Consider the following 18,260-nt stretch of genomic DNA (forward strand, 5'->3'; position numbering starts at 1 on the left):
CCGGCTCGAGCTGCGCCTCCGGCGCGGAAAGCGCAGGCACCCGGGCCGGGTCGCAAGCAGAGCGAATAGACGACGAGACCAGCAAGAGGGCCGGACCCCAAACAGGGGACGGCCCCCGACCACCCGACAGGGACACTCCACGGCCGCCGGCAGGCAGGGTTCATCCCCAGCGGGTGAGGCTGCACGGGCGGACGGCTCCTAGCGTTGTGGGCAACGCAGGCGGACCCGCACGCGTCGCGACCCATCGCCCCGTCGCGGTGCGGCACCCCGACTGTCGCCCGTGGTCTGTCGGCCCAGGCCTGCACCTCCACCGGACGCACTGATCCACACCTGACGCACACCAAGGAGAAGATGACATGACTCTCAACGTCGACGAGCTCGGTCCGGTGGACTGGATCGTCGTGGAGTTCGAGGGCAGCACCCTCAACGGCAAGATCGCCCCGATCCTCAAGGACTACGTGGATCGCGACCTCATCCGGGTCCTGGACCTGCTGTTCTTCAAGAAGGCGGAGGACGGCAGCTTCGAGGCGTTCGAGGCGACGGACATGGAGGACTCCGAGATCGGCGAGCTCCGCGCGTACGAGACCGAGCTGGCCATGCTGCTCAGCGAGCAGGACGTCGCCGACCTGGCCGAGACCATCGAGCCGGGCAGCTCAGCGGCCGTCCTGGTGTGGGAGAACCTGTGGGCGGCCCCCTTCGGCGCGGCGGTGCGTCACGCCGGCGGCCAGCTCGTGGCCAGCGGGCGCATCCCGATCCAGGCCGTCATCGCGGCCATCGAGTCCGACGAAGAGGAAGGAGCCTGACATGCCACTCGCAGCCAGGCGCAGGAGAAGGACAGTGGCCGCCGTCGGTGGCGCCGTCGTCGTCGCGCACGGAATTCACCGGCGCGGTGAGCGCCGTGAAGACCGGCGCGACGATCGCCGCGATCGCCGCTGACGCCTGAGTCCAGCCGTGGGGCCCGCCCAGGGCCCCACGGCGCTCCGTGCTGCCCTACGCCGCCGCCGGCTCCGGTCGGAAGGACGTGACGAGCAGGTGCAGGCTGAGGAGCAGGACCCAGAGCGGGAAGAGCAGGACGGCCCAGACCGTCCGCGGCGGCGCAAGGAGCAGGACCACCGCGACCACGAACCCCACCGCCACCAGCCACCGCGGCACGATGCCGGTGCGCCGGCCGAGGTTCGTGACGACCATGGTGAAGACCGCTGCCATGCGGATGCCGAACGTCGTCAGGAGCGCCGTGCTCACCGCTCCCACCTGGCGGACGTACTCCGGCGAGACGCTGTCGGGCCCGTCGTAGAGCGACAGCAACGCCCCGACGTCCGCGGAAGCGGCGAACAGCATCGCGACGAAGAGCAGGCCGGAGCCGAGGAAGGCCGTGGCGAACAGCTTGTCCTCTCGGGCCCCGAGACGGGAACGGATCACCCCGATGAACCACAGGAAGGCGATGCCGGCGTAGGGGGTCAGCTGCATCGCCAGCGCGACCCTGTCGCGGCGCGCCGTATCGGTGATCCACGTCGACCGCGTGCCGGTGCCCGGGAGGGCCAGGTACATCAGGATGATGACCGCTCCCAGGAGCAGGGCGAAGGCGATCCCGGCGATGGCTGCCGCCCTCGGCGTGCGGATCTCGTCGAGCACTCGCCCTCGCGGTCCGAGATCAGCGCGTGACTCGGCCAGACCGTCCTCGTCCTGATGCATGCTCATGCTCCAGTTGTATGCGCTCGCGGCCGCTGTCGGGACCGATCGTGGCAGACCGCCACGACACCGGCCTTCGGCTCGCCGGTCATGCGGGACAGATCCGGCGAGCGCGTCCACGACAGGGTCCGGCTGGACAGGGCTTGTCGTGGGTGCCACGGTGAGCTGCGCGTGGCGCCGGCACCGGCGGCACGAGGCGTGGGCTCGCGCGGAGTCCGGGATCCGACCAAGGGAGACACCTGGTGAGCGACAGCGTGTTCGTGCTCCACACCGGCGGCACCATCGGGATGGTCGACACCCCCGACGGCTACGCGCCGGTGGCTGGCGCGCTGGCCCCCTACGTCGACTGGATCGTGGAGAACTCGCGGGGCGAGCTGCCCCCGATCGTCTTCGAGGAGCTCGATCCGCCGATCGACTCCGCCAACGCGACGCCCGACGACTGGTGCGCCATCGCGCGGGTCCTCCACGAGCGCCGCAAGGAGCACCGCGGGTTCGTCGTCCTGCACGGGACGGACACGATGGCCTACACGGCGTCCGCACTCTCGTTCCTGCTCCCGTCGTTCGGCAAGCCCGTCATCGTCACCGGTTCGCAGATCCCCATCGCCCGCACCCGCAGCGACGGACGGCAGAACCTCATCGGGGCTCTCCAGGTCGCGGCGCGGTCCGACGTCCCCGAGTCCACGCTGCTCTTCGGGGAGGTGCTGCTCCGAGGCAACCGGGCCACGAAGGTCGACGCCTCGGGCCTCGACGCCTTCGACTCCCCCCGCTTCCCGCCGCTCGCCGCGATCGGCATCGACATCGACGTCCGGGACTCCCTGGTGCGCCCGGCCGGAGGAGAGCCCGAGCTCAGGGCCGGGCGGCTGGGGGAGGTCGCGGCCGTGCGGCTCTTTCCCGGGTTCTCGGCCTCCATCCTCGCGAACCTGTGCCGACCGCCGCTGCAGGGCCTGGTCGTCGAGGCCTACGGGGCGGGCAACGGACCGTCGAACGACCGGGCGTTCATGGCTGTGGTCGAGGCCGCCACGGCCCAGGACATCGTCGTGGTCGTCGTCACCCAGTGCGTCCGCGGCTCGGTGCAGCCGGGGGCGTACGCCACGGGGTCGGCACTCATGCGGGCCGGAGCCGTGCCGGGCTACGACATGACGTGCGAGGCGGCGCTCACCAAGCTCGCGGTCCTGCTCGGCCAGGGCCTCGACACCTCGGTCGTGGCCGACCTGATGCAACGTGACGTCGCCGGCGAGCTGACGAGGAGGGACGACGTCGCGGCTCCGACGGGGGCAGGGGCCACCTGATGTCGCAGCTCAGGCGCGCGGCGTCGTCAGGGCGCGGGCAGGCGCGACCGTCGACTGCGGGTCGAGGGCCTCAGCAGGCTCGCGTCGGCGCCTCCTGACCAGCTTGCCGAGCTCGACGACGACGGGGAGCGCGGCGGCCAGGGCTGCGCAGACGAGCCACTCGCGCGGCGTGAGCTGGGAGGTCAGGAGCGCCTGCTGCAACGTCGGGAGCTGGGTCGCCAGGAGCAGCATCCCCACGGGAACGAGGGCGATCGCCAGCGCCCTGAGGATCGGCGGGGTGAGGCCACTCGTGGGGTCGCGCCGGTTGACCACCGCGTTGAACGCGGTGCCGAGGCCCATCACGACGAACGTCATCGTCATGGACACGGATGCTCGCGTCGGGCTCGGCTCGTCCGGTCCGAGCACCAGCGGCATGAAGGCCGCGAGGAAGAGCACGAGCGCATAGGCCACCCACATGACGACCGCTGACCGGTTCGTGATGGGGATGCCGGGGTCGCGGGGCGGGCGGCTCATGACGTCGGGGTCGCCCGGGTCGACGGCGATGATGATGACACCCACGGCCGTGGCGAAGAACAGCAGGAAGAGCACCATGGTCGGGGTCATCGCGACACCCCGGTTGACGTCGAACACCGTCGCTGCGAGGAACAGGAACACCAGCGAGAGCAGCTGGGTCATCTGGTAGCGCACGTACGAGACGACCTTGTCGTAGACGCGCCTCCCGATCTCGACGGCATGGACGAGCGTCCCGAAGTTGTCGTCGGTGAGCACCATGCGCGCGGCCTGCTTGGTCACCTCGCTGCCGCTCCCCATCGCGACGCCGATGTCAGCCTGCTTGAGGGCGGCCGCGTCGTTGACGGCGTCGCCGGTCATCGCGACGATCATCCCCTCCTCCTGCATCGCGCGCGCCAGCCGGAGCTTGTCCTCGGGCGTCACCCGGCCGAACACGTGCAGGGCCGGCAGCTGCCGCTTCAGCTCCTCGTCGCTGAGCGCCTGCAGCTCGGCGCCGCTGATGGCCCCCGGACCCAGCCCCAGCTCCTGGCCGATCGCCTGGGCCGTGACGGCGTGGTCACCGGTGATCATCCGCACGTCGATCCCGGCCCTGAGGGCCGTCGCGACAGCGCTCCTCGCCTCGGCGCGCAGGGGGTCGATGATCCCGGCGAGCCCGACGAAGGACAGGCCCTGCGTCAGGGCCATCGGGTCTGCGGTCATGGTCGCCACCTCGTCGTCGGCGACGAGACGGGCCGCGAACGCGAGCACGCGCAGACCCTTGCCGCCCATCCGCTCGTTGGCCTCCTGGAGGCCGTCGAGCGCCTGCTCGATGGGAACCTGCGAGCCACTGAGCGGACCGCCGGCCAGGGTGCACCGGGCGATGACGACGTCGGGGGCGCCCTTGACGAGCTCGATGAGGTGCTCGGCGCCGTCGAGCGTCACCCGGTGGAACGTGGCCATGAACTTGTACTCGGAGTCGAAGGGCACCTCGGACAGGCGCGGGTAGGTGCGGCGGGTCTCCTCGGCGTCGATCCCGAGCTTGGCGGCGAGCACCACCAGCGCCGCCTCGGTGGGGTCTCCGATCACCGAGCCGTCGTCGCCGACCACCGCGTCGCTGTCGAGACACAGCCCCAGCCCCAGACGTGTGAAGTCGGGGACCGGAGTGCCGGCCACGGCCCGGATCGCCCCGCTCTTGCGGTAGCCCTCGCCGTCGACGGTGAACCACGACCCGCTCGCGTACAGCGTGGACACCATCATCTCGTTGAGCGTCAGCGTGCCCGTCTTGTCGGTGTTGATCGCGCTCGTCGACCCGAGCGTCTCGACGTCGGTGAGGTTCTTCACCACGGCCTTGGCCGCCGTCAGCTGCTTCGCCCCGATCGAGAGGAGTCCGGAGACGAAGGCCGGCATCCCCGTGGGGATCGCGGAGACGGCCATCGCCGTGCCCAGCAGCAGGAGGTCCTTGCCCGGTGTCCCGCGGACGAGACCGACGACGACGATGACGGCGACCGCTCCCCACGCGATGACGCCCAGCACCTTGGTGAGGGAGTCGAGCTCCTTCTGCAGCGGTGAACGCGTACGCGTGACCGAGCTGAGCATCGTCGCGATCTGGCCCATCTGCGTCTGCTGCCCGGTCGCCGTGACCACGATGGTGCCCGTGCCGCGTGTGATGGACGTGTTCTGGAAGAGCATGTTGGTCCGGTCGCCGAGAGCGACGTCCACGGACCCCAGAGCGGAGTGGTCCTTCGCGATCGGCACGCTCTCCCCGGTCAGCGCAGCCTCCTGGGCCTCGAGGGTGGCGGACCTGACGATGCGTCCGTCCGCCGGGACGATGTCACCTGCCTCGACCTGCACCACGTCCCCAGGCACGATCTCGGTGGCGGGGACGAGGGAGACGGCGCCGTCACGGACGACTCGCGCCTGTGGTGTCTGCATCTTGGCGAGGGCGTCGACGCTCGCCCGGGCCGTCAGCTCCTGCCGGGTGCCGAGGGCGAGGTTGAGGACGATGAGCAACCCGACGATCACGCCGGTCGACACCTGGCCGATGACCAGGCTCACGACCACGACGGCCACCAGCATGATGTTCATCGGGTCGCGCAGCTGGCTCGCGGCGACGACCCACGCGGACGGCGGCTTCTCGGCAGCGATCGCGTTGGGACCGAAGGTCGTCAGACGGCTCGCCGCCAGGGTCCCGCTCAACCCGGAGTCGGCGTCGGAGCCGGCCGCGGCCACGACCTCGTCGGCGTCCAGCGCGAATGGTGGGGTCTCGGTGTCCGCCGTCGACGTCGGCGTGCCGCTCTCGCTCATGGGTCGTCCCCTCAGCTCCGGGTGCCTCAACCTCAGCATCTGTCACGCTAGTACCAACCGGCCCCCCTGCGTGGCAGGTCCGCTCCGCCATGTCGTCCGACGATCCGCTGAGCGGTCACGACTTCCGTGCGAGCCTTGACCGCGTGACGAGTCAAGATCCGCATTCGGTGCGCGTCGCCGGGGTCGCCCTGGACCTCGAGCGTCTGACGTACGCGACCATCGTCGTGATGGCCGTCCTGTCCGCCTACTCCGGCTGGTCCGAGCTGTCGTTCCCGGCCGCTGCCGTCGTCGTCGTCTCTCCCGTCGTGGCCGTGTGCCTGGCGCATGCGTTCTCGGAGCTGCTCCAGGAGCACGCAGCGGTGCAGCGCGGGCTCACGACCTCGGAATGGCTCGCCGTGGCGCGCCGGCAGGTGCATCTGCTGCTGGCAGCCGTGCCCCCGCTCGCCGTCCTGGCCATCGGTCGGGCGACATCTCTCAGGACCGCCGACACCCTTCCCGTCGTGGAGATCACGGGGATGCTGACCCTGGCCTTCCTGTCGGCGATCGCGAGCAGGCGGGCCGGCCTCCGGGGACCGTGGCTGGTCGTCGGGGCGCTCGCCGGGGGCCTGGTCGGGCTCACGGTCATCGCTCTGCAGATCGTCCTGAAGCCGCACTAGTCCGCGGCGCAGGAGACCCCTCGCCGTCCGCGTCGCCGTCGCCCTCGTCCGTGCCGGACGCCCCGCTCGACGCACCGCTCGACGCACCGCTCGACGCCCCGCTCGACGCCCGGCGGAGGCCGATGGGCCACCAGATGCGGTCGCCGAGGTCGTAGGAGACCGCCGGGACGAGCAGGCTGCGCACGACGAGCGTGTCGAGCAGGACGCCGAAGGCGACGATGAAGGCGATCTGCACGAGGAAGAGGATCGGGAGCACCGCGAGCGCCGAGAAGGTCGACGCGAGGACGATGCCGGCGCTCGTGATGACGCCGCCCGTCACCGCGAGCCCCACGAGGATGCCGGGACGGGTGCCGCGGGCGCGCGACTCCTCGCGGACGCGCGTCATGAGGAAGATCGAGTAGTCGATCCCGAGGGCGACGAGGAAGACGAAGCCGTAGAGCGGTGTCGACGGGTCGGAGCCCGGGAAGCCGAACACGTGGTTGAACGCGATGGCGGAGACGCCCATCGTCGCGGCGAAGGACAGGACGTTCGCGGCGACGAGGACGAGGGGGGCCACGATCGAGCGCAGCAGCAGCATGAGCACGACGAAGATGACGGCGAGGATCGTCGGGATGATGACCTTGAGGTCGCGCTCGCTGGCGAGGCGCACGTCGAGGTTCGTCGCCGTGGTCCCGCCGACGAGGACGTCGGTGCCCACCGGGTCGAGGGACGACCGGAGCGTCTCGATGGTGTCCTCGGCCTCGACGCTGTCGGCGGCCGCGTCGAGCGTGGCCTGCACGATGACCTCGCCGTCGACGACCTTGGGGGGCTGGCCGGGCACGAGGCCCACCTGCGCGCTGCTGACGCCGTCGGTCGACTCGAGCACCGCGACCACGGCGTCGGCCTCGGCCTCGGGGACGGCGATCTGCACCGGCGAGCCCGACCCGGCGGGGAAGTGGCGTGCCAGCACCTCCTGCCCCGTGACGGAGTCGACCCTGGTGAGGAAGAGGTCGGACTGGGCGATTCCGCGGGCGTTGAGCGTCGGCAGGAACGCCGCACACGTCGCGAGGGCGAGGAACGTGACCACCCAGACGCGCCGCGGGTGGAGTCCGACCACGCCGGCCACGCGGCCCCAGATGCCCCGGGTGCCGACCGCGTCTGCCCCGTGCACGTGGTCGACGTGGGGCACCTGCGGCCAGAAGATGCGCCGCCCGATGAGGAGCAGGACGGCGGGCAGGAAGGTCAGCGACGCGACGAAGGCGCCGACGATCCCGAGGGCGCCCACGGGTCCGAGCCCCTTGGTGCTGCCGAGGTCGGACAGGCGCAGGCACAGCAGTCCGAGGACGACGGTCGCGGCGCTCGCGGCGATCGGCTCGAGGGAGGCCCGCCACGCGATCTTCATGGCCGCCCACGTCGACTCCTCGTCGTGCAGCTCCTCCTTGAACCGCGCGACGAGGAGCAGGGCGTAGTCCGTGGCGGCGCCGACGACGAGGATCGACAGGATGCCCTGGCTCTGGCCGCTCAGGCTGATGGAGCCGTTCTCGGCGAGGGGGAAGACGACGAGAGCCGCCAGCGAGAGGCCGAACATCGCGGTGATGAGCACGGCGAAGGGCAGGATCGGGCTCCGGTAGACGATGAGCAGGATGAGGAAGACGACGCCGAGCGCGACGAGGAGCAGGATCCCGTCGATGCCGCTGAAGGCGATGATGAAGTCGGCGAAGAACCCACCGGCCCCCGTGACGTGCACGGTCAGTCCGGTCGAGCCCAACGTCGACGCGGCGGACTCGCGCAGGGTCTGGGCGACGGCATACAACGCGGTGTCACCGTCGATGGTGTCCTCGGCCTTGTCGGCGACGAACGGGACGGGGACGAGCGCGGCCTGCCGGTCCGGACTGGGGATCGCCGCCGTCGGGGGAGCCTGGAGGAACTGGCCGACGGTGCGCCCCGGCTCGGCGAGCTCGAGCCCGGGGATGCCGTCGACGTAGCGCTGGACGGCCGCGAGGTCGGCCGGGGTCAGTCCGCTCGGTCGCTCGACGACGACGAGGTAGGGGAGCGTCTGGGTGTCGGTGGTGCGGCCCACGAGCTTGCTCACCGACGTCGACTCGGCCGACGGGGGAAGGAAGTTCGCGTTGTCGTTGGTGGCGACCTCGGAGAGGCGTCCCACCAGGGGGCCGCCGACCCCGCCGATGGCGAGCCAAGCCAGCACGGCCAGGGCGGCGACCCACCGCACGGCGGCGCGGCCCTTCGGTCTCGTCGACCCGTGCCTGCCCCCGGATGCGTCGCTCATGGACACATCATGGAGCAGGCCGGGACCGCAAGGTTGGACAGCCGGTGGAGCCGGGTCACTCGGGGACGTCGGCGCCCGTCGGGTCGACGTCGTTCTTCGAGACGGCCGTCTCGAAGAACGGGGAGGCGAGGGCCGCGATGGCACCACCGATGAGCGGCGCGACGATGAACATCCACACGTGGGCGAGCGGCTCGCCACCGTAGAGCAGGGCCGGGCCGATGGACCGTGCCGGGTTGACCGAGGTGCCGTCGAGCGGGATGCCGACGATGTGGATCACGGTGAGCACGAGGCCGATCGCGAGTCCGGCGAAGCCCGGCGCCGCGGCCCGGCTGGTCACGAGGAGCACGACGAAGACGAGCAGGAAGGTGAGGACCACCTCGAGCACGAAGGTGCCACCCGCCGTGATGGTCAGGCCCCAGTTGTTGGTCCCGAGGGCGCCGGTCTCGTCCTTGACGCCGCCGAAGCTCGAGACCATGAGCTTGAGCAGGGCCGCGCCGAGGATCGCGCCGACGAGCTGGGCGATCCAGTAGTAGACGGCCTCGGTCGTCGTGATGCCCTTGCGCATGAGGACACCCAGGGTCACGGCCGGGTTGACGTGGCAGCCCGAGACGGGGCCGATGGCGTAGGCGAGGGCGAGCAGGACGAAGCCGAAGCTCAGCGCGACGGCGAGCCTGCTCATCGTCTCGAGGCCGACGACGGCGGCGCCGACGGCGAAGAACACGAGGATGAACGTCCCGACGGCCTCGGCCACGGCTTTGCGTGTGAGGTCGGGCGTCGGGCCGGCGACGGTGCTGGAGTCGGGCATGAGAGTCCTTCCGTAGCAGGGCGAGCGGGCCCGATCCCCCGGGACGCTCATGCTCAGAGTAGGGGTGAGGTGGTGCCGAGCGCAGTCATCTGTGCGCCGTTTCGCTGTGCGGCCCTGCACCGACCGACATCATGAGCGGCGTGAACCGATACCTGGCCGTGGCCCGGTCGACCCTGACGGGCCGGTGGGTCGGGCGTCGCTCGGCCTCCTCGCCACGGCTGCGCCCGCTCGACCTGTCGCCGTTCGAGGACGCGCTTCGCGACTTCGAGGACGACCGTGTCGAGCGCGTCGCCACGCTCGTGCGCGACGCGTCGATCGTCCAGCTGAGCCGCCTCATGGACTCGGTCCGCCTGACCTCGCAGGACCTCACTCTCCTGTGCCTCAGTCGGATTCGCGCACAGGACGAGACCCTGAGGTCGCTGCTCGAGCTCAACCCGCACGCCCTCGTCGAGGCCGCATCGGCTGACGAGCGGCGCCGGGCGGGGGCGTCGCCGTCCCCGCTCTGCGGCATACCGCTGACCCTCAAGGACAACATCGAGACCGCGCCACCTCTGCACACCACCGCGGGCTCCGCGCTGCTCGCCGACCACCTGGCCGAACACGACGCGCCGCTCGTGGCCCGGCTGCGCGATGCCGGCGCCGTCATCCTCGGGAAGGCCAACCTGTCCGAGCTCGCCGGCGCGATGTCGTCGCGGGCGGGAATCAGCGCCGTCGGCGGTCAGGCGATGAATCCCTTTGGGGCGCAGTTCTCCCCAGGCGGGTCGAGCAGTGGTTCGGCGGTCGGGGTCGCGGCAGGGCTCTGCATCGCCAGCATCGGCACCGAGACGTCCGGGTCGCTCCTCGCCCCGGCGGCCTTCAGCGGGGTCGTCGCGATGAAGCCGAGCCGCGGGGTCGTCCCCACCGACGGCATCGTGCCGCTCGTGCACACTCAGGACTCGGCCGGGCCCGTCGCGCGGTCGGTCGCCGACGCGGCCGCCGTGCTCGAGATCATCGCGAGGCACCCGGTGCGCACCGACCTCGCCGACGACGCGCTCGAAGGAGTGCGCGTCGGCGTCCTCCGAGCCGACGTGCTGTCGCAGCAGTCGCCCTTCGAGGACACCTCGGAGAACGCCGCGGTGCTCGGGCGCGTCGTCGAGGGCCTGACCCGCGCCGGGGCCGATGCGGCAGACGTCCTGCTCGGCCTGCGCGCCGACTCGCTGGACGAGTACGAGAAGGGATTCGTCGGGGTCGTGCTCGGTGGCCTGTGCCACGACACGCTGCCCTACCTCGCCGCGGCCACCGGGGCCCGCGGCGACGGTGTCCGCGTGACGACGGCTGCCGACCTCCTCGCGTGGAACCTCGCCGACCCCCGACGACGTATGCCGTCCGGCCAGGGCGTCCTGGACCTCGCCGTCCTGCGTGGCGCTGACGCCGACGCCTATGCCGAAGCCGCGCTCGGCTTCCGTGACCGCGCGGCCGCCCTCCTCGCCGAGACCTTCGACGGCACGCGCACCGAGCTGCTCGTGAGCCTCTCGAACCGGCACTCCTCCGTCTACGCGACCGCCGGCTTCCCGGCGGTCACCGTCCCGGCCGGCATGCGCAGCAACGGGATGCCGGTCGGCGCCACGTTCATCGGTCGCCCCGGTGAGGACGGCCGACTGCTGTCGATGGCCCACGCGTTCGAGCGAGTCACGCGGCTGCGTCGTGAACCGATCGGGGCAGGTCGCCGCTAGCCGGCCGATCGGGCGCTCCTGCCGAGCTCGTGGTTTCCGTGGTGCGCCGACGGTTCGGGGAGGAGACTCATCTGGGGGACCACAGGGACTCACAGCGCGATGGGGGACTCGCATGGGCGGGTTCGAAGAGGCGGGCGTTCAGCCGGTCGAGGTCGTCCACGATCTCGCCGACCGACTTGCGACGACGCAGGAGCAGCTGCGTGCCACGAGCGACATCCTCAAGGTCCTCACCGCCTCGACGACCGGCGGCGCCGCCAGTCGCGACGAGGTCTTCGACGCCGTCGTCGACAGCGCACGGCGTCTCCTCGGGGCGCAGGTGGCCCAGATCTACCTCGTCCAGGGTGACTCCTACGTGCTCGCGCGTTCGAGCGGGCTGACGCCCGAGTTCGTCGACTTCGTCTCGCAGCACCCGATCGCCCGCGACCGGGCGACGCTGGTCGGGCGCGTCACCATCGACCGGACCGTGCACCAGATCGACGACGTCCTCGCCGACCCGGACTACCGCCGCACCGACTTCCAACGGGTCGGCGGCTACCGGACGATGATGGGCGCTCCGATGGTGGTCGGCGACCAGGTCGTCGGCGCCATCAACGTCTGGCGCACCGAGGTCGCGCCCTTCGACGAGGCCGCTCAGGAGCTCCTGTCGACCTTCGCGGAGCAGGCAGCCCTCGCGCTCCGGCACGTCGAGCTCTTCTCCGCGCTCGAGAGCCGCTCGGCCGAGCTGGGCCGCAAGGTCGACCAGCTCGAGGCGCTCGCCGAGGTCGGCGAGGCGATCAGCTCGACGCTCGTCGCGGACGAGGTCCTGACCACGATCGTCACCCACGCCGTGGAGCTCTCGGACACCGACGGCGGGTCGCTCATGGAGTTCGACGAGGCGACCGGACTCTTCCGGGTGCGCACGGCCTACGGCACGAGCGCCGACGTCATCGACGCGCTGCGTGGCGCGGAGATCCACATCGACCGGACGTGGGTGGGCCGGGCGGCCAGCACCCGCGAGGTCCTCCAGATCCCCGATCTCGACGCCGAGCCCGGCCCGCTCGACCCCCACCTGGCCGTGCTGCACGGGTCGGGCTGGCGCTCGCTCGTCGCCATCCCGCTCGTGCGTCCCGACCGGGTCGTCGGGGCGCTCGTCGTGCGTCGCAAGTCGACCGGGTCGTTCAGCGACGAGACGTGCGACCTGCTCACCGCCTTCGCGAGCCAGTCGGCCGTCGCGCTCACCAACGCCCGTCTCTACCAGCAGCTCGAGCAGCAGAGCGTCGCCCTCGCCGAGGCCAGCCGCCACAAGTCGGAGTTCCTCGCGAGCATGTCGCACGAGCTGCGGACGCCCCTCAACGCCGTCATCGGCTTCTCCGAGGTGCTCCTGGAGCGGATGTTCGGCGACCTCAACGAACGGCAGGAGGACTACCTCGAGGACATCCACTCCGCCGGTCGCCACCTGCTCGCCCTGCTCGGCGACATCCTCGACCTGTCGAAGATCGAGGCCGGACGCATGGAGCTCGACCTCACGACCTTTCCCATCGACGACATCCTCGTCCAGGCGCTGTCGCTCGTGCGCGAGCGCGCCGCACTGCACGGCATACGGCTGACGCTGGAGGCGGCCGCCGGCCTCGGACTCGTCACGGCCGACGAGCTGCGCCTCAAGCAGGTGCTGCTCAACCTGCTGAGCAACGCGGTCAAGTTCACCCCGGACGGCGGCAGCATCGTCGTCCGGGCCTGGCGCGACGCGGAGGAGGTCGACGTCACGGTCACGGACACGGGCATCGGCATCGCGCCCGCGGACCAGGAGCGCATCTTCGACTCGTTCCAGCAGGGTNTGGACGCCTCTGGCTCACCAGCACCCCGGGCGACGGGAGCACCTTCGGGATCTCGGTCCCGCAGCCCGACGCCGACCGTGCGGCGGGCGGCGAGGTGTGGATGGTCGACGACGGCTCCCTCACCGGCCCGACCGTCGTCGTCATCGAGGACGACCCCCGCTCGGCCGAGCTCGTCGAGCTGCACCTGCGCGCAGCCGGCCTCCGCGCCGTCGGTGCGTCCACGGGCGAGCAGGGACTCGACCTCGTCCGGGCCCAGGACCCGGTCGCGGTCGTCCTCGACATCCACCTGCCCGGGATGGACGGGTGGGAGGTCCTGACGGCGCTCAAGAGCGACCCGACGACGGCTGACGTGCCCGTCGTCGTCGTCAGCGTCGAGCCGGAGCGAGGTCGTGGCTTCGCTCTCGGAGCGACGGAGTACCTCGTCAAGCCGGTGAGCGGCGAGCACCTCCTCGCGGCCGTGACCCGGTTGCTGCCACCGCCGCGCGCCGACGAGCAGACTCCCCGGCTCAGTGTCGTCGTCGTCGACGACGACCCCCTCGCCCTCAAGCTCGTGCGCAGCACGCTCGAGCCGCTCGGCTGGGAGGTGCACACGTGCGCGGGCGGCCAGCAGGCGGCGGACCTCGTCCGTGCCGTCGCCCCGTCGGTCGTCGTCATCGACCTGCTCATGCCCCACGTCGACGGCTTCGCCGTCATCGACGAGCTGCGGCCGCACCGCGACTCCGACGGGCCCCCCATCGTCGTCCTGACCGCGAAGTCCCTGACGCCGCAAGACCGCTCACGCCTCGAGGGGCGCATCGCGTTCGTCGCGGAGAAGGCCGGCATCGACCTCCCGGGTCTCGCGCGCCGCCTGGCGACCGTCGCGGCGGAGCACACGGGGGAGGGGCAGCCGTGAGCGACCTCCCCGTCGTGCTCCTCGTCGAGGACAACCCCCGCAACCTCAAGCTGGCGCGGGACGTGCTGGAGTATGCCGGCTTCTGCGTCGTCGTCGCGACCACCGGTGAGGAGGCGGTCGAGCAGGCGAGGGCGACCCTGCCCGACGTCATCCTCATGGACCTCCAGCTCCCCGGGATCGACGGCTTCGCCGCTCTCGAGCTGATCCGTGACCACGAGCCGACGGCCCACATCCCGATCGTCGCGTTGACGGCGTTCGCCATGCACCGCGACCGCGAGCGGGCTCTCGGCTCGGGCTTCGCGGGCTACCTCGAGAAGCCGATCAGCGTCCGTGAGTTCCCGGCCCAGGTGCGCCGCCACCTGCCCCGACGAGACGCGCCGAGCCCATGATGCCGGTCCCTGCAGCCACGGTCCCCTCGCTCGCCGGCGTGCGGGTCCTCGTCGTCGACGACCTCGAGCAGAACCGCAAGCTCATGCACGCCGTCCTCGAGCCGCGGGGGTTCCTCGTGCGCTCTGAGGCGTCGGGCGCCGCCGCGCTCGAGGCGCTCGCCGAGTGCGAGATCGACGTCGTCCTGCTCGACGTGCTGATGCCCGTCATGGACGGCTACGAGACGTGCGAGCGCATCAAGGCCGACCCTCGCACCGCGATGCTGCCCGTCGTCATGGTCACGGCCAGCGGGACCCAGCAGCGGCTGCGGGCCCTCGAGGCGGGGGCCGACGACTTCATCACCAAGCCGTTCGACCAGGCCGAGCTGATGGCTCGTGTCCGGTCCCTGGCGCGGGTCAAGCGGCTGCACGACACGGTGCTCGAGCAGACCGTCGCGCTGGAGCGCTGGAACGCCGAGCTCGAGAGCCGGGTCGCCGAGCAGGTCGACGACCTCGACCGGCTGGGCCGCCTGCGCCGCTTCCTGTCGCCCCAGATCGCGGGACTCATCGTCGAGTCCGGTGACGAGTCCTTCCTCGAGAGCCACCGACGCGACATCACGACCGTCTTCACCGACCTCCGCGGCTTCACCGCGTTCGCCGAGACCGCCGAGCCCGAGGAGACCATGTCGGTGCTGCGCGACTACCACGGCGCCCTCGGGGAGCTCGTCTTCGCGTACGAGGGCACGCTGGAGCACTTCGCCGGCGACGGGCTCATGGTGTTCTTCAACGACCCGCCGCCGTGTCCCGACGCGCCCGAGCGGGCGGTGCGGATGGCACTCGACATGCGTGACCGCGTCGACGAGCTCGCCTCCCGGTGGTCCCGGCAGGGGCACGACCTCGGCTTCGGGATCGGCATCGCGCAGGGCTACGCGACGCTGGGCCGCGTCGGCTTCGAGGGCCGCTGGGACTACGCGGCGATCGGGACCGTCACCAACGTCGCGGCGCGCCTGTGCGCCACCGCGGCAGCCCGGCAGATCCTCATCAGCCCCCGCGTGCGCGCCGGCCTCGACGAGCGCTTCGAGACGCGCTCGCTCGGGCCGGTGGAGCTGCGCGGCATCTCGCGGCCCCTCGAGGTCCACGAGGTCATCGGCACCACCGACCGGGAGGACGACCCATGAACCCGACGACCCCGACCCCGACCCCGGCCCCGGCCGACCCGACGACGCCAGCGCCGACGGCTGCCGGAGGTGGCCTCGACGACCTCGACGAGGCGGCCCGCGGCCGACTGTTCGACGACCTGCAGCAGGTCCTGCCCGAGGTCTGGCGCAGCTTTGGTCAAGGCGACCCCCGGGAGTCGGTGGTCGTCGTGCCGTCGATGAGCGTCGACCACCTCGCGCCGTCGGCGGGCGCCATGAACCAGGCGATGGAGGAGCGTTTCCTCTTCCTGCTGCTGCTGCTGCGCCAGCCATGCCTCCGGATGGTCTACGTGACGTCGATGCCGATCAGCGAGCACATCATCGAGTACTACCTGTCGCTGCTGCCCGGCGTCATCCCGAGCCATGCCCGGGCCCGCCTCGACCTGGTCTCGGTGGGTGACTCCTCCCCGAGACCCCTGACCGACAAGCTCTTGGCCCGCCCGCGGGTTCTCTCCCGCATCGCCTCCCTCGTACCGGACCCCGCGCGGTCGCACCTCATCCCCTACACGAGCACGACGCGCGAGCGTGACCTGGCGCTGATGCTCGGCATCCCCATGTATGCCGCCGACCCGCGCCTCTACCCGCTGGGCACCAAGACCGGCTGCCGCAGGGTCTTCGCCGAGGCCGGCGTCGACCATCCCTTCGGCGCCGAGGACGTCCACTCGGTCGACGACGTCGTCGACGCCGTGCTCGAGCTACACGCGTCTCGGCCCGACGCGCAGTGGGCCATGGTCAAGCTCGACGAGGGTGTCTCGGGCTCGGGCAACGCCCTCGTCGACCTGACCGACGTGGACGCCGCGGCGGCGGATCCGGGCGACGAGGGAGGCTCGCTGCGTGCGGTCGTCACCGACCGGGTGCTGGGGATGCAGCTCGAGGACGAACGCATCGAGACCGGGGCCTACCTCGGGCGGCTGGACGAGCGCGGTGGCATCGTCGAGGAGCGCATCGTCGGTGACGAGGTGCGCAGCCCTAGCGTGCAGCTGCGCGTGACCCCGCTCGGGGAGCTCGAGATCCTCTCGACCCACGACCAGGTGCTCGGAGGCCCGACGGGGCAGATGTACCTCGGCGCGCGGTTCCCGGCCGACCCGGCCTACGCGACGACGATCACCCGCGAGGCGGAGAAGGTCGGTCGCGTCCTCGCCGACAAGGGGGTGCTCGGCCGCTTCGCCCTCGACTTCGTCGTGGTCCGCCACGGGGAGCGCTGGCAGACCCACGCCATCGAGATCAACCTGCGCAGGGGCGGCACGACGCACCCGTTCCTCACGCTGCAGTTCCTGACCGACGGCACCTACGTCCACGAGGAGGGCCGCTTCGTCACCCCGTCCGGCGCCGAGCGCCATCTCGTGGCGACCGACCACCTCCAGGACACGTCTCTCCGGGGCCTGGGTGTCGACGACCTCTTCGACCTCGTGGCCCGGGCGGGGCTCCACTTCGACCAGTCCCGCCAGGCGGGCGTCGTCTTCCACATGATCAGCTCGATCACCGAGTGCGGTCGCGTGGGCATGACGGCCATCGGGGACACGCCAGACTCCGCCCAGGATGTGTTCGACCGGGCGGAGTCGGCGTTGCTCACCGAGGCGCGGGCGTCCCTCGTGCCGCTCCCCGTGCCCCATCGGGGGCGCCTCGGAGAGGGTCTTCGGTGACCGCTCAGGGGGCGATCGAGGCGGAGTGGATGAGGGCGCCGACGAAGGCCTGGTGCCACGTCAGGCGGGCCACGACGGACCGGGCCGATGCACCGCCGCAGTCGCACTCCCACGTCCAGCCGCCACGGGACAGGCGCGTCACTCGGGGGTGGTGGTGCGCCAGGTCCGGGTGGACTCGTCGTCGTGTCGTCGTCGTGGTCATCGAAGTGCCTTCCCTCAGTGAGGGGTTCGCCGCCCCTCGTTCCGCGGATGTCGTCGTGCGGTCACGTCCTGATGTCGCCACTCATGACGGTCCCGCTGATGCGCGCAGGTGTCTGTGCGCGTGGCGACACCCCGGGCGTGCTCGTCGGCACCCAGTCGCCGCGAGGGTGCTGCCGTGATGCTCGAGCTCGGGCTGTTGTCCGACCTCGCACCGAGCGAGCGCCGGGAGGTCGTCGCGACGATGCACCGGCACACGTACGCCACGGGCGAGGTGGTCTTCCACGAGGGGGACACCGCGGACTCCGTGCACTTCGTCGTCGAGGGGCGTGTCGTCGCCCGCCGGTCGTCGGAGCAGGGTGACCGTTTGGCGTATTCCGTCATGGGTCCGGGTCAGGCCTTCGGGGAGCTCGCGATGATCGTGCGCGCCGGGCGACGCACGGCGACGATCGAGGCCGTCGAGCCGACCGTGACCCTGGCCCTGGCCTTCGCGGACTTCGAGCGGTTGTGTGCCAAGCACCCGGAGGTCAGTCGGCTGCTCGTGCGGCTGCTCGCGGCCCGGGTGAACCGCCTCACCGAGGCGCTCATGGAGGCCCTGCACACGCCGGCCGAGCTCCGAGTCGTGCGCAGTCTCGTGTCCCTGTGCGGGGTGTATGCCGTTGGCGCGCAGTCACGCTCACCGGTGACAGTGCAGCTGAACCAGTCCGAGCTCGCCGAGCTCGCCGGCGTCACCAGGCCGACGGCCAACCGCGTCCTGCGCCGCCTCGAGTCGGGTGGTGTCGTCGCGCTCGACCGTGGGCGCGTGACGGTCGTGGACCCCGGGGCCCTGCGCCGGACAGCGACCGTCACCCACCCACTCGGGCACGCCTGACGACCTCCGTCCGCGACGTGACAGGACCCACCGCTCTGGCGTGGGTCGGGCGGGCGGCCTCGGACGAACGC

Annotated in this window: 15 protein-coding genes; 10 read left to right on the forward strand and 5 right to left on the reverse strand. The window is 71.4% G+C overall.

What is annotated here, in order from left to right; genetic code table 11:
• Positions 1 to 356 precede the first annotated feature (356 nt).
• The gene (locus tag ASG96_RS06450; protein WP_056752336.1) at positions 357 to 803 is read left to right on the forward strand and encodes a DUF6325 family protein; all 447 of its coding nucleotides are present in this window, start codon (positions 357 to 359) and stop codon (positions 801 to 803) included.
• Between the two features lie 187 nt (positions 804 to 990).
• On the opposite strand, the gene ASG96_RS06455 is transcribed toward ASG96_RS06450, so the two are convergent.
• A complete protein-coding gene (locus ASG96_RS06455) occupies positions 991 to 1,698 on the reverse strand; it encodes a hypothetical protein (protein ID WP_082588483.1) in 708 nt (235 codons plus the stop codon).
• Between the two features lie 233 nt (positions 1,699 to 1,931).
• Between ASG96_RS06455 and ASG96_RS06460 the strand changes: the two genes are divergently transcribed.
• Positions 1,932 to 2,978 carry a type I asparaginase gene (locus tag ASG96_RS06460; RefSeq protein WP_157610702.1) on the forward strand — a complete coding sequence of 349 codons (1,047 nt, stop codon included), beginning with the start codon at positions 1,932 to 1,934 and terminating at the stop codon, positions 2,976 to 2,978.
• Positions 2,979 to 2,987: 9 nt separating this feature from the next.
• On the opposite strand, the gene ASG96_RS06465 is transcribed toward ASG96_RS06460, so the two are convergent.
• Positions 2,988 to 5,771 carry a cation-transporting P-type ATPase gene (locus ASG96_RS06465; RefSeq protein ID WP_056752341.1) on the reverse strand — a complete coding sequence of 928 codons (2,784 nt, stop codon included), beginning with the start codon at positions 5,769 to 5,771 and terminating at the stop codon, positions 2,988 to 2,990.
• A 143-nt stretch (positions 5,772 to 5,914) separates the two neighbouring features.
• On the opposite strand from ASG96_RS06465, the gene ASG96_RS06470 reads away from it, so the two are divergent.
• Positions 5,915 to 6,427 carry a hypothetical protein gene (locus ASG96_RS06470; protein ID WP_235506387.1) on the forward strand — a complete coding sequence of 171 codons (513 nt, stop codon included), beginning with the start codon at positions 5,915 to 5,917 and terminating at the stop codon, positions 6,425 to 6,427.
• Here the strand turns inward: ASG96_RS06470 and ASG96_RS06475 are convergent.
• Positions 6,393 to 8,693, reverse strand: coding sequence for an MMPL family transporter (locus tag ASG96_RS06475; RefSeq protein ID WP_235509086.1), 2,301 nt, complete (start codon positions 8,691 to 8,693; stop codon positions 6,393 to 6,395). The two genes, ASG96_RS06470 and ASG96_RS06475, sit on opposite strands and share 35 nt — an antisense overlap.
• A 55-nt stretch (positions 8,694 to 8,748) precedes the next feature.
• A complete protein-coding gene (locus ASG96_RS06480) occupies positions 8,749 to 9,498 on the reverse strand; it encodes an MIP/aquaporin family protein (protein WP_057587405.1) in 750 nt (249 codons plus the stop codon).
• A gap of 140 nt (positions 9,499 to 9,638) precedes the next feature.
• Between ASG96_RS06480 and ASG96_RS06485 the strand changes: the two genes are divergently transcribed.
• The 6 genes from ASG96_RS06485 (at position 9,639) to ASG96_RS06505 (ending at position 17,120) form a co-directional block, all read left to right on the forward strand.
• Positions 9,639 to 11,210, forward strand: coding sequence for an amidase family protein (locus ASG96_RS06485; RefSeq protein WP_057587407.1), 1,572 nt, complete (start codon positions 9,639 to 9,641; stop codon positions 11,208 to 11,210).
• Between the two features lie 112 nt (positions 11,211 to 11,322).
• On the forward strand, positions 11,323 to 13,023 hold a 1,701-nt coding region (locus tag ASG96_RS06490), incomplete at its 3' end, for a GAF domain-containing protein (protein ID WP_235509087.1).
• Positions 13,024 to 13,124: 101 nt separating this feature from the next.
• The gene (locus ASG96_RS24095; RefSeq protein ID WP_235509166.1) at positions 13,125 to 13,916 is read left to right on the forward strand and encodes a response regulator; all 792 of its coding nucleotides are present in this window, start codon (positions 13,125 to 13,127) and stop codon (positions 13,914 to 13,916) included.
• On the forward strand, positions 13,913 to 14,305 hold the full coding sequence (locus tag ASG96_RS06495; protein WP_056752354.1) for a response regulator: 393 nt from the start codon (positions 13,913 to 13,915) through the stop codon (positions 14,303 to 14,305). Before ASG96_RS24095 ends, ASG96_RS06495 begins: the two co-directional genes overlap by 4 nt.
• A complete protein-coding gene (locus ASG96_RS06500; protein WP_235506389.1) occupies positions 14,305 to 15,459 on the forward strand; it encodes an adenylate/guanylate cyclase domain-containing response regulator in 1,155 nt (384 codons plus the stop codon). Before ASG96_RS06495 ends, ASG96_RS06500 begins: the two co-directional genes overlap by 1 nt.
• The gene (locus ASG96_RS06505; RefSeq protein ID WP_057587411.1) at positions 15,456 to 17,120 is read left to right on the forward strand and encodes a peptide ligase PGM1-related protein; all 1,665 of its coding nucleotides are present in this window, start codon (positions 15,456 to 15,458) and stop codon (positions 17,118 to 17,120) included. The genes ASG96_RS06500 and ASG96_RS06505 overlap by 4 nt, the downstream gene beginning before the upstream one ends.
• A 4-nt stretch (positions 17,121 to 17,124) precedes the next feature.
• Here ASG96_RS06505 and ASG96_RS23165 read toward each other — a convergent pair whose 3' ends face one another.
• Complete coding sequence (locus ASG96_RS23165) at positions 17,125 to 17,322, reverse strand: hypothetical protein (protein ID WP_157610704.1); 198 nt, start codon at positions 17,320 to 17,322, stop codon at positions 17,125 to 17,127.
• A gap of 177 nt (positions 17,323 to 17,499) precedes the next feature.
• Here ASG96_RS23165 and ASG96_RS06510 point away from each other — a divergent pair, with 177 nt between their 5' ends.
• Positions 17,500 to 18,189, forward strand: coding sequence for a Crp/Fnr family transcriptional regulator (locus tag ASG96_RS06510; RefSeq protein ID WP_057587413.1), 690 nt, complete (start codon positions 17,500 to 17,502; stop codon positions 18,187 to 18,189).
• Positions 18,190 to 18,260: the final 71 nt, after the last annotated feature.

This window comes from Terrabacter sp. Soil810, assembly GCF_001429645.1.
Classification (GTDB): Bacteria; Actinomycetota; Actinomycetes; order Actinomycetales; family Dermatophilaceae; genus Terrabacter.